Raw genomic sequence first — 17,627 nt, 5'->3', positions numbered from 1 at the left:
GCCATTTTGATGGCAAATCTATAGTTTGGGGGGACGTTTCTAATAAACGATGCAAATATAAATAACTTTTACTCACATCCTACATTTATTTACTTTTTTTTTAAAATAAAAAAAAAAACATTTAATAACAAAAAACTATTAAACACAAATTAAACATAATATAAAACTATAAAAACAACCTTCATAAACCTATCCTAAAAGAGTTTTAAAATCAAAACAACGGCTAGCTAGTCTTGTTTTAAAAACTCTTTTAAAATCGATTTAAATATCTTTTTTATTAAAATTTTCAAAAAAACTTAAAACAGAATCTATATCTTCCTTTTTTGTAAACCTACTAAAAGAAAAACGCACTGAAGTTTTCTCTGCATCATGTTCATTCAAAAAAGCATCTAAAACATGAGATCCTTTATTGCTTCCACTTTGACAAGCACTTCCTCCTGAAGCAGAAATCCCAAATAAGTCCAAATTAAACAGCAACATTTTATCTGTAAATGGAAATCTTACACTTAAAACAGTATATGTGCTCATTTCCATTTCATTTGACAAACCATTAAATTGAATTTCAGAAAACAACTTACGTAAACCGTCAATCAATTGTTTTTTTACACCTTTAATATATATGGTATCTTTTTCAATTCTTTCCATCGCTACATCTAATGCTTTTTCCATTCCTAAAATTGAATGTACATTTTCTGTACTAGAACGACTTCCTCCTTCTTGATCACCACCATGAAGCATAGGGAAAACACTAATACCTTTCTTAACATAAGCAAACCCGACCCCTTTAGGCCCATGAAACTTATGAGCACTTGCCGTTATAAAATCAACAGGTACTTCTTTTAAATCCAAAGCATAATGTCCTATTGCCTGAACAGTATCAGAATGAAACAATGCACCATTAGATTTACATATCTGAGCGACCTCTTTAATAGGCAAAAGGTTACCAATTTCATTATTTACCCACATTAGAGTCACTAAGGTTTTAGTTTGCTCATTCGTTAAAACATCAGCTAGCTCATCTAGATCAATTTCCCCATCATCATTAACACTTAAATACACAATATTTATCCCGTATTTACTTTTCAAAAACTCAACAGTATGCAAAACTGCATGATGCTCAATTTTAGTGGTAACAATAGTTTCAACACCTAAATCGACTACTGCATTTTGTAGTATTAAATTATCAGCTTCGGTTCCACCAGCAGTGAAAATAATTTCTCTTGCAGATACATTAAAGTGTTTTGCTATATTTTTTCTTGCTGTTTCAACCGCTACTTTTGCTGTTCTTCCAAACTGATGTGTTGATGATGGATTACCAAAATTAACACGCATTGAATCAGCCATCAACTCTATTACTTCAGGTAAAATAGGTGTAGTAGCCGCATTATCTAGATAAATTTTTTCCATTTTACAAAAGTAACACTAATTAGGGTTTTGATACACATAAACTTCAGTTGCTCCTAATCCATACTTCTGATAAGATGCTTCATAATACTTCACTGGATATCTATCTAATAAATAATTTAATTCAGTTTTTAAAACTCCTTCTCCAACACCATGAATAAAGACAATTTTTGATATTTTCTTTGATAAACAATACTCTAACTTCTGCCTAGCTTTTTCTATTTGAAATGAGAGTATATCATAATTATCCATACCTTTTGTAGATTTTAATAATTTCTCAACATGTAAATCAACCTCCATCACAATTTCATTTTTAGATTTCACAAACTTATTTTTCTTAGTGCGTTCTGATTTTAGTTTATCTTTTAAATTCGTATTATTTATATTAAGATACTTACTCAACTCTTTTTGCTCTACTTCAATTTTAACTAATTCAGTTTTTAAAAACTGATACACCATTCCATCTTCATCCTTCACTAACACAAGATCACCCTGAAAACCAAAAATTTCTCCACGTATAACATCATCTATAACAACCACTTTGTTTCCAATTTCAAAACACATAATTAACTATTATTTAATTTACCTTAAAACTTTATCAGTTACTTTTGGCAATATTTTAATTTGCAAAAGAACATTAAATAAATGATTAACACTAAAAACACAGACACAAAAAATTTCTTTGAAGAAGCAAAAAGAGATTTAGTTTTAAGTGACGACCGCAAAGAGCTATTAACAAAAATTACCGACACTATTATTGATGAATATTTTGAACGCGATAAACTTAACTTAAACTTTATTTGTACCCATAACTCAAGGAGAAGTCAATTTGCTCAAGTATGGAGCTTTTTTGCAGTTAATTATTTTTCAATTGAAAATATTTTTTCTTTCTCTGGAGGAACAGAAGCTACAGCATTTCACAGAAACACCGTAAGAGCTCTACAAAAAAGCGGTTTTGAATTTAATGTTGATAATTTCTCTCATCAAAACCCAAGATATTTAATTTCTTTTGAAGGATGTAATACTCCTTTAGTAGCTTTTTCAAAAGTTTTTGACAATTCACACAATAGTTATCCATATATTGCCATTACCACTTGTGATAGCGCTGATGAAAACTGCCCTTTTATTCCTGATGCAATTGAGCGATTTCACTTACCTTTTACAGATCCTAAAATATCAGATCAGAGAGATGACACTAAAGAAACCTATCTAAAATCTAGTAAACAAATAGCTGGTGAAATATTTTTCATTTTTGAAGAAGTAAAGAAAAACATAACAAATTAAAAACACCTCTTTTAAGGTATAAATTGAACAAACAATTTATACCTTTATATTTTTATCATAAGGGATACTTTTTAAAATATGATTTATCACATTTACCCTTGCTATGGTTTTTCTATTAGCTCTAATTACTTTCCAAGGCGAAACTACTGTGTTCGTTTTAGAAAACATTGTTCTTTTAAAACCAGTATAATCATCCCATAGCTCCTGTGCTTTTTCATCTACAGGTGTCATTTTCCATTGTTTTAACGGATCATTTTTAATATCGTTAAATCTTTTTGCTTGTTCTCTTTTGGTAATAGACATATATATCTTAACTAAACGAATCCCTGATTCTAAAATCATCCTTTCAAAATCATTCACTTGATTCATAAAAACGTTATATTCCTTCTCAGTACAAAACCCATTTACAGGCTCTACAACGGCTCTGTTATACCAACTTCTATCAAAAAAAACCATTTCACCTGCCTTTGGAAATCGCTCTACATAACGCTGAAAATACCATTGTGTTCTTTCATCTTCATTTGGTTTTGGTAACGCAACTATACGCATATGCCTAGGATTTATCCGCTCAGTAATTCTTCTTATAGCCCCACCTTTTCCAGCAGCATCTCTTCCTTCAAAAATAACTATAATTCGCTCATTTTTTTCAATCGCCCAAGTTTGCAACTTAATCAACTCTAGCTGCAGTTTTTTTAACTTTCGCTCATAATCAACATAACGAATTGCTCGCTCAATATTGTAAGGTTCTTTTGATAAAATCGCCTTTAAACCTCTATTAGAATTAAGTTTATTTACGTCTTTCTGTGTCAAATTTTCCATAATTAATCTAAATGATTTACTGAACGGTAATAACGCATTACCACATTAGGGTCTGGATTTAATATTGTTTTAGCGTTTTCTTTTCCGTCATAGTTAAATTGAGACAATACATGACGCATACATTCTACTCTAGCTTTTTTCTTATCATTGGTTTTAACAACAATCCATGGACTATATGCTGTATGCGTTTTACTAAACATTTGATCTTTGTAAAATGTATACTTATCCCAAAGCTCTTGTCCTTTTTTATCAACAGGACTAAACTTCCATCTTTTCAACGGATTTTTATTGCGAGAATCAAAACGCCTTAATTGTTCTTCTTTAGATATAGACAACCAAAACTTAATTATAGTAACCCCATCTTCATACAACATATGCTCAAATTCTGGAACTTGTACTAAAAATTTTTTATATTGATCATCACTACAAAAACCCATAACAGGCTCAACCACTGCTCTATTATACCAGCTCCTATCAAAAAAAACTATTTCACCAGGGTTTGGCAATTCTTTAATATATCTTTGAAAATACCACTGCCCCTTTTCTACCTCTGTAGGTTTGTTTAGAGCTACTAAACGCATTGATCTTGGATTTAAATGCTCCATAAACCGACGAATACTCCCTCCTTTACCCGCTGCATCTCTGCCTTCAAAAATAACAGCTACTCTTTTATTATTCTTAGCAACCCATTGCTGTAGCTTAACCAATTCTATTTGAAGCTTCTTTAATTCACTCTCATAATTGATTTTAACTTCAACCTTATCAATTGAAATCCCTTTTTCTTTTATCAGCTCCCTTAATTCATCATTTGTAGAAACATTTTGAAAATCTCGAATAGTCAATTTTGGTTTTTCTTCCATATATAATAAAAAAATATAATATTTGCAGTTAAATTGTAGTGTTGCTAAAATAAGATGATATTTACTTTTATGAAAAAAATTATTGCTTTTTTATTAGTCTTATTTTCTCTTACCTCTTTTTCACAGCGTAAGTATAAAAAAGAATTTAGTTTCTCAAACGATAATGACCTTTATATATCTTTAAGTCAAGACAGGTATTATACAAATGGGATGTTTTTCACTTACCGCTTCTTAAGCAATCTATCTAATAAAAAGGTAGAAAAAAAAATATATGAGCTTCAGATAGGACATAGAATGTATACTCCTTTCAAAGCTACTGTTCAAACTCGTGGGCAACAAGATAGACCTTTTGCTTCCTATTTATTCGGTGCTTTTGGAATTAATTATTTTTTCAAAAAAAGCAGTATATTAAAAAACTCTTTAGAAATTGGAATTATTGGGCCTGCTGCGTTAGGACGAGAATTACAAGATTTCATTCATGATATTTATGGTTTTAGAAAAGCTATTGGATGGAAATACCAAATAAAAAACGCTTTTGCATTAAATTTTAATACAAGTTTCACCAAACCTTTATTAAAAAATAAATCAAAATACTATGATTTAAATTGGACAAACAAAGCTACTTTAGGTACAGTTTTCACAAATATATCCTCTGGTTTTTATGGAAGAATTGGTTTAAAACCTCTTCAAAACCTTGTTAATTCAATAGCTTTTAACAGCAACTTAAATAATAATAATTCCAAGTTCAATAATGAAATAGAGTCTTTTATTTACATAAGGCCAATGGTTAACTATATTCTTTATGACGCTACAATTCAAGGCAGCTTCCTAAACAAAAATAGCCCAATAACTTATCCTGTTACACCTATTGTTTTTTCTACTGAAATTGGTATTCGTTTTACAGCAAATCGTTTTAATTTAGGATATACTGTACATTACCACACAAAAAAACTAAAAAGCATTCAAGTACCGCAAGGAAATTTTTACGGAAACATTCAAATAAACTACCAATTTAATTAGTTTGTAAAATAAATTTTTAAAATCATCAAATTAAGATATATTTGTAGTTCTAATCATTAGAAACTTAATCCATGAAATTTATCGTATCTAGCTCTCAATTATTAAAACAATTACAAGTTTTAGGAGGAGTTATAAACAGTAACAATACGCTACCTATTTTAGATAATTTTTTATTTGAATTATCTGAAAATCAATTAAAAATATCATCATCAGATCTAGAAACTACAATGAGTGCTGTTGTAGAGGTTGAAAGTACCGATGCTGGAGCTATTGCAATTAATGCTCGTTTATTATTGGACACCTTAAAAACTTTTCCTGACCAACCACTAACATTCAAAACCGAGGGTGATAGTACAATTGAAATTATTTCTGAGCAAGGAAAATATGACATGGCCTATTTCAATGGAGAAGAATTTCCTAAAGCTGTTGAATTACCATCTCCAAGTAGCACCGAAATACCATCACATATTTTAGCTACGGCGATTACTAAAACTATTTTTGCAGCTGGTAATGATGATTTAAGACCAGTAATGAGTGGTGTATTCTTTCAATTCAACTCAAAAGAATTAACTTTTGTAGCTACAGATGCTCATAAACTTGTAAAATATACTCGTAAAGATGTTACTGCTGATAAATCTGCTGAATTCATAATGCCTAAAAAACCGTTAAACTTACTAAAAGGAATACTAGGAGGTTCAGAAGAAAATGTAACTATAGAATACAATGATACCAACGCTAAATTTACATTTGACAATGTATTGTTAATATGCCGCTTAATAGACGGAAAATACCCTAACTACGAAGCTGTTATCCCAAAAGAAAACCCAAACAAACTAACGGTTGATAGAGCATCCTTTTTAAACTCTGTACGTCGTGTTTCAATATTTTCTAGCAAAACAACTCATCAAATTCGTTTAAAAATGGCTGGCACTGAGTTAAATATTTCTGCCGAAGATTTAGACTATTCAAATAAAGCGGATGAACGTTTACTTTGTGATTACCAAGGAGACGATATGCAAATTGGGTTTAATTCTCGTTTTTTAAGTGAAATGTTAAACAATCTCAATTCAAATGATGTATTGATTGAAATGAGCTTACCTAACAGAGCCGGAATTTTAACTCCTATTGATGGCACAGAAGAAGGAGAACAAGTTACTATGTTAGTAATGCCAGTTATGTTAAACAGTTAATTTTTTTTTATGAAAATTTTCAGTAAACTTCTTTTTTTCATTTTTTTACCTCCTTTTATTGCCTGCTCAAGTGAGGCTATAGATGACAATAAGAATACTGATGAACCTAGTCCTATTGTTAAAGTTTTAGATATAGTAAACTCTGAAAAAATAGCAGACACTCCATCTTTAAACTTAAATACTCATATAGTTCACAAAGACAATCTATTTTCTGTTGGTGAAAAATCAACCTATATGTTTGACTTTCAAGCAGCATCATGGACTCTAATAAGCACTGATAATAAAACACCTAACGGTGGAGCAGGTTCTATTAATTTTATCCGTAACGAAAAATGGTATATGTTTACCGTAAATGGTTTGTATGAGTTTAACTTTTCTAATAAAGAATGGAAAACTATTAAATCAATTTCTAATTCAACAGGTTTATTTTCTGCGGAAGGATTTTATATCGAAGCTGACCAAGCTATATATTTTACATCACCTGAAAACTCTAATACCAATATATACAAATACAACTTAATTACTAATGAATTATCTACTCATAAAGTAAACGGTTCAATTGGTCTTTATGGTGGTGTTACGTATAACAATTCTCTAATAATAAACAACACTTATTACAACATCAGACCTTCAGCCAATACAATTACCATATCTAAATTCAATGAAGATTTTACTAGCTTAACTACTATTAATACATTTAAAGGAAAACAAGGGATAGACTTCAGTCAAAGTACCGCAATCAAATATGGTAATTACATAATATTTGGATTAGGTGGTGTACCTACTGTTGATAATAACAATTCGATAATCAACGACCCTTCTGTGTTAAGTTTTTATTACTATGACACAGTAAATGAAGTATTTACAGAAATGCCAACTCCTTTTTATGAAAGTTGCCGACTTGGTAGTTTGATAACATACAAAAATGAATTTTATTTAATTGATGGAAAAACTATTAAGAACAAAAAAAACTTATTGAGAAACAAAATAGAAAAATTAGAATTTGATTTTGTTACACCTTAATTTAAATAAATCACTTACCAATTATCCATAAATTTAATTCTTATTAAGATAAAAACAATTTATTTATTTTTTTTAAACATTTATTTCAAGTAATATTAATAAGCTAAATCCTCTTTAATTAGTATACGGAAAGCTAACTTGATGAAAAATATCTTATTGATTTTAATTATTCTTAACATCTTTCGCTTTAAAAAACCATAAATAATTGTAAATTTACCTCTTTCAAACTAGACAAATTTAGAATGGGTAGAATTATTGCAATAGCAAATCAAAAGGGTGGTGTTGGTAAAACAACAACTACTGTTAACTTGGCTGCAGCCTTAGGGGTTTTAGAAAACAAAGTATTATTAATTGATGCTGATCCACAAGCAAACGCTACTTCAGGTTTAGGTATAGACGTGGAAAGTATTGAAAAAGGAACATATCAAGTTTTAGAATTGACTGTTCCTCCAAAAGATACTATCATAGAAACTACGTCTCCTAATGTACACTTAATTCCTGCTCACATTGATTTAGTGGCTATTGAAATAGAACTAGTAGACAAGCAAGAAAGAGAATACATGCTTAAAAAAGCATTAGAAAGCATTAAAGATGAATATGATTACATTCTTATTGATTGTGCTCCTTCTTTAGGTTTAATTACTCTAAACTCTCTGGTTGCTGCTGATTCGGTAATAATCCCAATACAATGTGAGTATTTTGCTCTAGAAGGTTTAGGAAAACTTTTAAACACTATCAAAAGTGTTCAGAAGATTCATAATCAAGATTTAGACATTGAAGGTTTACTTTTAACAATGTTTGATTCTCGTTTACGTCTTTCAAACCAAGTTGTTGAAGAAGTTCGTAAACACTTTAGTTCTATGGTGTTTGAGACAATAGTTCATAGAAACATCCGTTTAAGTGAAGCTCCAAGTTATGGCGAAAGCATTATTTCTTACGATGCAACCAGTAAAGGTGCTGTAAATTACTTAAATTTGGCGAACGAAATTTTAAATAAAAAGGCATAGTATAGTAATGGCAAAAGCAACAAAAAAACAAGCTCTAGGTAGAGGATTATCAGCATTATTAAAAGAAACAGCAGAAGTAAACTCTGCTTCAGATAAAAATGCAGATAAATTAGTAGGTAGCATCGTTGAATTAGATATAAGCTCTATTGACGTAAACCCTTATCAACCGAGAACTTATTTTGATGAAGAAGCTTTACGTGAGTTGGCTAGTTCAATTAAAGAGCTAGGTGTAATTCAACCAATTACTGTTCGAAAATTAGCTAGCGATAAATTCCAGTTAGTTTCCGGAGAACGCCGTTTTAGAGCCTCTAAACTAATAGGAAACAAAACTGTTCCTGCATACATTCGATTAGCGAATGATCAAGAAATGCTAGAAATGGCTTTAGTTGAAAATATTCAACGTAAAAACCTAGATCCTATTGAAGTAGCTTTATCATACCAAAGATTAATAGATGAAATTCAATTAACACAAGAAGAACTTAGTACTAGAGTTGGAAAAAAACGCTCTACTGTAACAAATTATTTGCGTTTGTTAAAGTTAGATCCTATTATTCAAACTGGTATGCGTGATGGATTTATTTCTATGGGACATGGAAGAGCTTTAATTAACGTTGACAGCGCTACCGATCAGTTAAACATCTATGAAAAAATACTTAGAGACAAATTATCTGTTCGTCAAACTGAAGAACTTGTTAAAAACTTGAAAGCTGGAACAGTTACAAAAGCTGCCAAGAAAAAAGTATTACCAAAATATATCTCTGATAGTGTTAGTGACTTAAGTGAATACTTTGGTAATAAAATAGACGTTACCATTAATAACCGAGGGAAAGGAAAAATATCAATACCTTTTACTTCGGAAGAAGATTTTAATCGTATAAAAAACTTATTAAAATAAGTGTTTCCAAAAAAAATTATACTTCTATTTTTAGGCTTATTTTTATCCTACAGCTTTTATGGTCAAAAGAAAGACTCTTTAGCCATAAAAACAAAGAAGTCTAAACTTACTACTAACAAATACAATCCCTTGTCTCCATCAAAAGCTGCTTTTTATTCAGCAATTTTCCCTGGAGGAGGACAGATTTATAATAAAAAGTACTGGAAAGCTCCTATTGTTTGGGGAGCTATTGGTGCAAGTATTTATTATTACACGACAAATAGTAATGAATATGACCGTTTCAGAAATGCTTTTAAACTGAGAAAACAAGGGTTGAAAGATGAGTTTACTGACGATGACGGTAATCAATCTATATCTACTCTTGGTTTAGAAAACGCTCAAAAAGTGCTTCGAAAAAATAGAGATTTATCTTTATTAACAGGAGTTTTACTTTACGTTTTACAAATAGTTGAAGCAAGTGTAAATGCACACTTACTTCAATTCAACACTAATGACAACTTATCTATTAACCCAACAATCTCAACTGACCCAATGCTTATTGAAGCACCTAAAGTTGGGTTAACATTTAAATATTCTTTTTAAAAAAATGAAAATAGCCTTACTTGGATATGGTAGAATGGGTAAAGAAATTGAAAAAATTGCTTTGCAAAGAGGCCATGAAATTGTTATTAAATACACTGGAAATGAAGATTATGACATCAAATTAGCTGATGTAGCCATTGATTTCAGTATTCCAGATGTAGCTTTTACTAATATTTCAAATTGTATTACCAATACAGTGCCTGTAGTATCTGGAACCACTGGATGGTTAGATAAGTACCAAGATATTGTTAACCTATGTAATGACAAAAAAGGCGCTTTTATATATGCTTCTAATTTTAGTTTGGGCGTTAATATTTTTTTCGAACTGAATAAACAGTTAGCTAAAATGATGAATTCTTTAGAACAATACAATATTTCAATGGAAGAGATTCATCATACAAAAAAACTAGATGCGCCAAGTGGAACAGCTATAACACTTGCTGAGGGAATTATCGAAAATACCAATAAAACTTCTTGGGAATTAGATAAACAAATTTCTGAAAGCAGTATCCCTATAAAAGCTATTCGTACCCCTGAAGTACCAGGTACGCATGCTGTTACTTATAATTCTGAAGTTGATTCTATAGATATTAAACATACTGCTCACAATAGGCAAGGGTTTGCTTTAGGTGCTGTTGTAGCTGCGGAATGGCTTATTAACAAAACAGGGGTTTATACTATGAATGACGTGTTAAACTTAGGTTAAAAACGTAACTTTTTAGTTATAAAAACACTAATAAATTGACTTTTGCCCTAATGGGGAATAAAAAATTGAAATTATGACATTTACTGAATGGTTTATATTCTTTTTAATAATTCAAGCAATCCATTTTTTAGGAACTTGGAAACTATATATAAAAGCAGGTAGAAAAGCATGGGAAGCAGCTGTACCAGTTTATAATGCAGTTGTTTTAATGCAAATACTTAATCGCCCTAAATGGTGGGTTATTTTATTATTTATTCCGATCGTAAACTTATTAATGTTCCCTATTGTTTGGGTAGAAACTTGTAGAAGTTTTGGTTTTAATAAAGGAAAAGACACCTTTTTAGCTATTTTTACCCTAGGTTTATACATATACTACTTAAACTATATTTCTGATAGCTCACATATAAAAAACCGTAGTTTAAAACCTCCAAATGTTGTAGATGAATGGTTAAGTTCTATTGCTTTTGCTGTAATTGCTGCTACTTTAGTGCACACTTACTTTATGCAACCATATACTATTCCAACTTCTTCTTTAGAAAAAACTTTATTAGTTGGTGATTATTTATTTGTTAGTAAGTTTCATTATGGAGCACGTGTACCAATGACTACTGTAGCTGCTCCTATGGCTCATGATACAATCCCTGGCTTAGGTACCAAGTCATTTTTATCTGATGATAATTCTGAAAATAAAAATAGTTGGAAAAATAAATTGTCATTACCATATATGCGTTTACCAGCACTTCAAAAAATTAAACGCAATGATATTGTAGTATTTAGCTGGCCAGCGGATTCATTAAAAACAATGTGGGGAGATAACTCAGGAAAATTCACCTATAAACCAATAGACAAACGTACAAATTATGTAAAACGATGTGTTGGTATTGCTGGAGATAGTTTGGAAGTTAGAGATGGTTATGTTTTTATTAATGGTAAAAAAACTATTTTACCTGACAGGGCTAAACCTCAATGGTTTTTTGAAGTTGATACGGAAGGAAAAAGTTTTAGCAGAGGTGCTGTTGAAAAATATAATATTCGTGAATGGATTTCAAGAGGGGGTAAATATATTTTAAATTTAACTGACGACGAAGCTGCTTTAATTAAAAAGAATCCAATAGTTAAAAGTATAACCAAAACATTAAGACCAAAGGGATTTTATGATAAATCAGTTTTTCCTCATAATCCTAAATACGCATGGTCATCAGATAATTTTGGACCGATTTACATTCCTAAAAAAGGGGTAACTGTTGAGTTAAACGAAAACAGTATTCCTTTTTACGAGCAAATTATTCGTAGATACGAAAATAATAATTTAACTGTTTTTGGAGATAACATATACATTAACGGTAAAAAGGCTACATCATACACTTTTAAGCAAGATTATTACTGGATGATGGGTGATAATCGTCAAAATTCTTTAGATGCCAGAAACTGGGGATATGTACCTTTTGATCATGTTGTTGGTAAACCTGTAATGATCTGGTTAAGCTGGGACCCGAAAGCTAAAAGTTTTGGCGAAAAATTAAAATCAATCCGATGGGATAGAATGTTTACAACTGTTGGAGGCACTGGAAAATCTACATCATATTTTTTACCTTTTTTAATAATACTTATAGCTTATTTGTCTTTTGATAAATGGTGGAAAAAGAACAAAGTGTTAAATGATTCTAAAAATACTAATAATGAATATGCATCAGTTTCAGATAGAATTCAAGCACTAGTTATAGATGGTATTATATTGGTGTTTTTAATGTATTCTTTAAGTCAATTTTTTAATCTATTTGAATCAATTCATACGTCCTTAAAAATTATAAGTTTTATATTCATTTTTATACTTTATGACCCCTTGCTAACTTCAATAAATGGTGGAACAATTGGTCATAGTATTTCAAACATAACAGTTAGAAAAGATGAGGAAACTAATAAGAAAATAACTTTTCTTTATGCATTGCTTAGATTTATTTCAAAGTATTTATTAGGTTGGATATCTTTAACTACAATCTCAGGAAATAAAAAAAGAAAGGCAATTCATGATTTTATTGCAAAATCTGTTGTTATAAAGAAAAAAAAGAAAGCATAATGGCTCTTTTTATCCCCACGTATTTTGCTCCAATAGCACAATATTCTGTAATTTCTCAATGTAATTCTGTTACGTTTGAGTTTGAAGACAACTTTCAAAAACAAACTTACAGAAATCGCTGTTATATATATGGTGCTAATGGAAAACTTTCATTAAACATACCAGTAAAACATAAACACTCAGAAAACAGAAAAAAAACGAAAGATGCTTTAATTGAGAATGATTTCCCTTGGCAGATACAACATTTTAAATCATTACAGTCCGCGTATCGTACTTCTCCTTTTTTTGAATTTTATGAGGATGATATTCATAAAATATTTAGTAAAAAATATTCTTTTTTACATGATGTTGTAATAGACACACATTTGTTTGTTACTGATGCTTTACAAATTAGTAATGCATATACCAAAACAAGTAGTTATAGTTCTGATAGTAGTGAAAAAGATTTTAGAAATTTAGCAATAGCAAAAAAAGGAGTCGAAATAGAAATGGATACTTATGTTCAAATGTTCGACGATAAATTTGGATTTATTCCAAATCTTTCAATACTAGACTTACTATTTATGGAAGGCCCAAACGCAATTAGCTTTTTACAAAAAATATCCTTAATTTTGAAATAAACGAATTATAAACCAATATAATTGTTTTCTATTACCTTTAAAATGAAAACAATAGAACAATTTTTATCGGAATACAATAGTTCTCTTTCTGCTACATCTAAAAATAAATTAGAAAATATTCTATCTGTAAAGCACTATAAAAAAAGTGACATAATAGCTGGACGAAATCAGAAGGAGTCTAAATTTTTTATTTTACAAAAGGGAGTTATCTGTTCTTTTTTAGTAGATCAGAAAGGAAAAAGATACATCAGAACTTTATTTACCCCTATATCTGTCATAGCACCACATAAGTCGCTAATAAATCCTCCCAATTTAAATGTAGATTATCATTGTTTATCTGATTCAATAATTTTAGAAACAAAACTTAATTTGTTTTTAACGTTGACCGAGCAAAATCATGATATTTCAATATTGTTTTCTAAAATATTGATGCAAGAATATTTAAAACTTATAAACCGAGTAACACAGTTAACAACCTTAAATGCCACCGATAGGTATTTGTTATTAAAAAAATCTATACATGATATTGAAAAAAAAATTCCTCTACATCAAATAGCGTCTTACTTAAACATTACTGCCGTTCAACTAAGTAGAATTAGAAAAAAATTATATTCTACTTAACTATAAACATATGTTAACAAATACTATTGTGTTAAGACCTAATTTTGCCATCGTAAGGCAATTTGTGTCTTAAATTTCAGTCTCCCCACATTCATTTAGAAAGGTTTATTTTAAATAATAAACCTTTTTTATATAACCCTACCTAACAATTTATTAAATTGTTTTGATATTTTTAATTTATAGACTAGATAAATATATAATGGTATTACTATAACACTCTTCAAACTTATATTTATTAATGGATTAATAGGAAAATCTAACAATACTATTTCAGGTATAGAAAAATTCCAAAAATTAAAAAGAAGATATAAAGAAAAAATTATAAAAATCATTATGAAAGTTTTAGTAGTAAAAGGATTGATTTTTAATTTATTTTGCACAAACCACAACTTAAAACCTCCAAAAAAAAGTGTTACTAATAAGGTAGCTAAAGCTAATCCATCGGTAGTTAAGTTTAAATTATAATAAAAATAGTCATTTAAAAAATACACACCTATTGCCATACCTAATCCGATTGGTAATACAATTTTATAAAACTTTGAATTATTTAAAATTGCACCATTACTACCTAATAACATTAGGAATAATTTTGCGGAAGAAATCATCAGAACAACTTTCTCACCACCTGCATATCCTTTACTTGGCATTATTTTAAATAACTCAGTAACATTAGTATTTACCAGTATAAAAAACAAACCTCCAATTAATAATAAATTTATGGAACTCTTCTTATATAAACTTTCAACTTCTTTGTCGTTATTTTCATTAATTGACTTAGACGTTAATGGTTGTAATATTTGTGTCATTGCCCTACTTGGAGCTTCAATAAACGAACCTATAAATACTGCTACTGAATAATAGGCTGCCATAGCAAAACCATCTTTACCTGGAATCATAACCTTGTCAATATCTAAAACAATAGCACCAGCACTACCTGCTAAAAGAATGTATGCACTATATTTAAATACTTCTTTAAAATTTGAAGGCAATCCAAATGAAAATTTAGGTATATATAATTTAAAAGCATATGACATCATTAATAGTGTTCTTAATACATATGCCAAAGCCATGTAAAAAAGAAACTCCTCTTTTGTTATAAAATTAAAAGAAACTGCAAACAGCATAATCATAACAGCTACACGATTATATAATTCTTTCAAAACATTACCAAAAACTGACTGTAATTGAACTTTAGCCCAAGAATAAAACACTTCAAAATAAGCACAACAAACCGCTACTACATAGATATAAATTGTATAATTCTCAACGATTAAATTTTCTTTAGAGCTACTTTTAGAAACATAGGTCATTATTAAATCATGAACAAAATTCCAGCCGTAGCCAATAGGAATAGCAATAAACAATGGTAGAAACAGAACTAAATTTAAAAACTTATCTTTTTCTTTTTTTGAAGTATAACTCGAAAAAAATTTAACAACAGTAAAATTAATACCAAAAGCTATCAAAGGCATTATAAGATTGGATGCAGCAAAAACATAGGTAGCTAATCCATAATACTGAGAAGTTAAAAATCGGTCATATAAATAAACGGTATTAATACCTCCAATTATAAATCCTATATAAATAACCAGAGTGTTTTTAAGTGATTGTTTTAATACTATTCCCAAAATTATTCTTGAATTAGTTTATTTATTGATTTATAAATTTTTTCTCCAACATTGGTTCCATATAATTCTTCATTAAACGACATAGTTGAAGTTAAAAAATAATTAAAAGCTTCAACTATTTTTTCTTTTTCTGAACCAGTAATTTTTGCATAATTACTATCAACTAACTCTACCCATTCAGTTTCTTTTCTAGCTATAACACAATGTTTTTTATTAAAAAAAGCTTCTTTTTGTAATCCTCCACTATCTGTTATTACCATGTTGCAATTTTTTAACAACGCCAACATATCGAAATACCCTACGGGATCTATTAAAGTAACCTCTGGTTTCATATTAAACTCTTTCAATTTACTTGCTGTTCTAGGATGCAATGGTAAAACAACGGGTAATTTTAAATTTATTTCTTCTAGAGCTTTAAAAATACTTTCAAGTGAGTTTTTTGAATCCGTATTTTCTTGTCTATGTATGGTTGCTAAAACAAAACCGTTTGTAAGTAATTTTAAACTGTCAATTATAGTCGACTTTTCTTCAGATAGTTTACTATAAAACTCAACAGCATCTTTCATTATATCACCATGTTTTTTTATTGTAATAGGTAAACCTTCAAACCCTTCATTTTTCAAATTTTTTAACGAATTGTTAGTTGGACAACTTAACAAATCGGCAATTCTATCAGTTATAATTCTATTAACTTCTTCAGGCATTTCCATATTAAACGATCTCAAACCTGCTTCAATATGTACTATTTTAATATTCATTTTCTTAGCAGTCAAAGCTCCTGCTAATGTAGAATTAGTATCTCCGTAAACAATTACGGCATCAGGTTTTTCTTCTAATAAAACCTCCTCTATTTTCTCCATCATTTGACCAGTCATGGCTCCATGATTTAAACCATTAATATTTAAATTATATTTAGGTTTAGGAATTTTCATTTCCTCAAAAAAAACAGCACTCATGTTAACATCATAATGTTGACCAGTATGGACTATTATTTCATGAAAATCATTATGCTTAGCGATGATTCTACTTAATACAGCTCCTTTAACAAACTGTGGTCTTGCTCCTAATATTGTTACTATTTTTTTCAAGAATTATTAATGTCTTTTAGTATTTCTGATAATTGCCTTGTCAATTCTTTTCTATGAAATTTACCTATATTTTTTGAATCGACAATCAAATCTTTATGTTTATAACTAGTATATAAATTAGTTATTATTCTTTTTAACTTTTCTTTATTATTAAAATTTACAATCTCACCTGAATTTGTTGTACTTAAAACTTCGGCTAAATCACCATCTTCAGGACCGATTGCTAATATAGGTCGTTTTGCTTGTAAATATTCAAAAATTTTACCTGTCAATATTCCTTTTGCACTAGGTACATCATTTACAACAAGTAATAATACTTGAGACTCCCTTTGATACTTCAAAACTTCATTGTGCGGAACATAATTTATTTTTGTAATAGTTTTGAAAGAATATTTATTTAGGCTCTCATCAATTTCTTTAGCTATTTTACCTATTAATTTTATTTCTAAATCGTTTGAAAATTGTGAATTTTCTTTACAAATTTCATCTAATACCTCCCATAAAATCTTAGGATTACGATCTGCATTCATTAGTCCAATATGCGTCAATGAAAAAGTGGAATCTAATCTAATATCCTGTGTTAAATTTTCTTCATTATCAAACCCATTTGTTACAACATGAATATTATTGGAAAGAAGACTGTATTTTTTCTTCATTGTTTTCCCAATAACTAAAGTTGCATCTGCTTTTTTTAAAACCTCTTTTTCTAATTTATAGTGTTTATTAAATGATTTTTTTGTTAAAGGGAGTTGATGAAAATAATCTATTTCTGTCCAGGATCTCTAAAATCTGCAACCCATTTT

Annotated in this window: 18 protein-coding genes; 11 read left to right on the top strand and 7 right to left on the bottom strand. The window is 29.4% G+C overall.

Annotation, left to right across the window (positions count from 1 at the left end):
* Positions 1–261 precede the first annotated feature (261 nt).
* Both ACMFBB_RS18545 and ACMFBB_RS18540 read right to left on the bottom strand, forming a co-directional pair.
* Complete coding sequence (locus ACMFBB_RS18545; RefSeq protein WP_435262221.1) at positions 262–1,407, bottom strand: cysteine desulfurase family protein; 1,146 nt, start codon at positions 1,405–1,407, stop codon at positions 262–264.
* A gap of 15 nt (positions 1,408–1,422) precedes the next feature.
* Positions 1,423–1,968 carry a Smr/MutS family protein gene (locus ACMFBB_RS18540; RefSeq protein ID WP_435262220.1) on the bottom strand — a complete coding sequence of 182 codons (546 nt, stop codon included), beginning with the start codon at positions 1,966–1,968 and terminating at the stop codon, positions 1,423–1,425.
* 81 nt (positions 1,969–2,049) lie between these two features.
* Between ACMFBB_RS18540 and ACMFBB_RS18535 the strand changes: the two genes are divergently transcribed.
* Entirely contained in the window at positions 2,050–2,688 is a 639-nt protein-coding gene (locus tag ACMFBB_RS18535; RefSeq protein WP_435262219.1) for a hypothetical protein, read from the top strand.
* Positions 2,689–2,724: 36 nt separating this feature from the next.
* Here the strand turns inward: ACMFBB_RS18535 and ppk2 (ACMFBB_RS18530) are convergent, their stop codons facing one another.
* The gene (gene ppk2, locus ACMFBB_RS18530) at positions 2,725–3,507 is read right to left on the bottom strand and encodes a polyphosphate kinase 2 (RefSeq protein WP_435262218.1); all 783 of its coding nucleotides are present in this window, start codon (positions 3,505–3,507) and stop codon (positions 2,725–2,727) included.
* Between the two features lie 2 nt (positions 3,508–3,509).
* On the bottom strand, positions 3,510–4,367 hold the full coding sequence (ppk2, locus tag ACMFBB_RS18525) for a polyphosphate kinase 2 (RefSeq protein WP_435262217.1): 858 nt from the start codon (positions 4,365–4,367) through the stop codon (positions 3,510–3,512).
* Between the two features lie 69 nt (positions 4,368–4,436).
* Between ppk2 (ACMFBB_RS18525) and ACMFBB_RS18520 the strand changes: the two genes are divergently transcribed.
* From ACMFBB_RS18520 to ACMFBB_RS18475, 10 genes are all read left to right on the top strand, one after another.
* Complete coding sequence (locus ACMFBB_RS18520) at positions 4,437–5,387, top strand: lipid A deacylase LpxR family protein (RefSeq protein ID WP_435262216.1); 951 nt, start codon at positions 4,437–4,439, stop codon at positions 5,385–5,387.
* A 71-nt stretch (positions 5,388–5,458) separates the two neighbouring features.
* On the top strand, positions 5,459–6,577 hold the full coding sequence (gene dnaN / locus ACMFBB_RS18515) for a DNA polymerase III subunit beta (RefSeq protein ID WP_093870723.1): 1,119 nt from the start codon (positions 5,459–5,461) through the stop codon (positions 6,575–6,577).
* 9 nt (positions 6,578–6,586) lie between these two features.
* Positions 6,587–7,600, top strand: coding sequence for a hypothetical protein (locus ACMFBB_RS18510; protein WP_435262215.1), 1,014 nt, complete (start codon positions 6,587–6,589; stop codon positions 7,598–7,600).
* Between the two features lie 242 nt (positions 7,601–7,842).
* Positions 7,843–8,607 carry a ParA family protein gene (locus ACMFBB_RS18505; protein ID WP_435262214.1) on the top strand — a complete coding sequence of 255 codons (765 nt, stop codon included), beginning with the start codon at positions 7,843–7,845 and terminating at the stop codon, positions 8,605–8,607.
* Positions 8,608–8,614: 7 nt separating this feature from the next.
* Positions 8,615–9,502, top strand: coding sequence for a ParB/RepB/Spo0J family partition protein (locus ACMFBB_RS18500; protein WP_435262213.1), 888 nt, complete (start codon positions 8,615–8,617; stop codon positions 9,500–9,502).
* Positions 9,503–10,084 carry a DUF5683 domain-containing protein gene (locus ACMFBB_RS18495; protein WP_435262212.1) on the top strand — a complete coding sequence of 194 codons (582 nt, stop codon included), beginning with the start codon at positions 9,503–9,505 and terminating at the stop codon, positions 10,082–10,084.
* 4 nt (positions 10,085–10,088) lie between these two features.
* Positions 10,089–10,790: a 4-hydroxy-tetrahydrodipicolinate reductase gene (gene dapB, locus ACMFBB_RS18490; protein WP_435262211.1), complete on the top strand. Its 702-nt coding sequence runs from the start codon at positions 10,089–10,091 to the stop codon at positions 10,788–10,790.
* A 73-nt stretch (positions 10,791–10,863) separates the two neighbouring features.
* A complete protein-coding gene (gene lepB, locus ACMFBB_RS18485; protein ID WP_435262210.1) occupies positions 10,864–12,867 on the top strand; it encodes a signal peptidase I in 2,004 nt (667 codons plus the stop codon).
* Positions 12,867–13,487: a WbqC family protein gene (locus ACMFBB_RS18480; RefSeq protein ID WP_435262209.1), complete on the top strand. Its 621-nt coding sequence runs from the start codon at positions 12,867–12,869 to the stop codon at positions 13,485–13,487. Before lepB ends, ACMFBB_RS18480 begins: the two co-directional genes overlap by 1 nt.
* Before the next feature lie 42 nt (positions 13,488–13,529).
* A complete protein-coding gene (locus ACMFBB_RS18475) occupies positions 13,530–14,108 on the top strand; it encodes a Crp/Fnr family transcriptional regulator (RefSeq protein WP_435262208.1) in 579 nt (192 codons plus the stop codon).
* 128 nt (positions 14,109–14,236) lie between these two features.
* Here the strand turns inward: ACMFBB_RS18475 and ACMFBB_RS18470 are convergent, their stop codons facing one another.
* From ACMFBB_RS18470 to ACMFBB_RS18460, 3 genes are read right to left on the bottom strand one after another with little or no spacing between them, the layout of a single operon-like run.
* On the bottom strand, positions 14,237–15,736 hold the full coding sequence (locus tag ACMFBB_RS18470; protein WP_435262207.1) for a lipopolysaccharide biosynthesis protein: 1,500 nt from the start codon (positions 15,734–15,736) through the stop codon (positions 14,237–14,239).
* Between the two features lie 2 nt (positions 15,737–15,738).
* A complete protein-coding gene (gene wecB / locus ACMFBB_RS18465) occupies positions 15,739–16,824 on the bottom strand; it encodes a non-hydrolyzing UDP-N-acetylglucosamine 2-epimerase (RefSeq protein ID WP_435262206.1) in 1,086 nt (361 codons plus the stop codon).
* A complete protein-coding gene (locus ACMFBB_RS18460) occupies positions 16,821–17,480 on the bottom strand; it encodes a hypothetical protein (protein WP_435262205.1) in 660 nt (219 codons plus the stop codon). The genes wecB and ACMFBB_RS18460 overlap by 4 nt, the downstream gene beginning before the upstream one ends.
* Between the last annotated feature and the right edge of the window lie 147 nt (positions 17,481–17,627).

Origin of the sequence: Tenacibaculum sp. nBUS_03 (assembly GCF_051201695.1) — a bacterium.
Taxonomy (GTDB): Bacteria; Bacteroidota; Bacteroidia; order Flavobacteriales; family Flavobacteriaceae; genus Polaribacter.
Note: the sequence above shows the minus strand (reverse complement) of the source record. Positions and strands in the feature narration are given on the sequence as shown.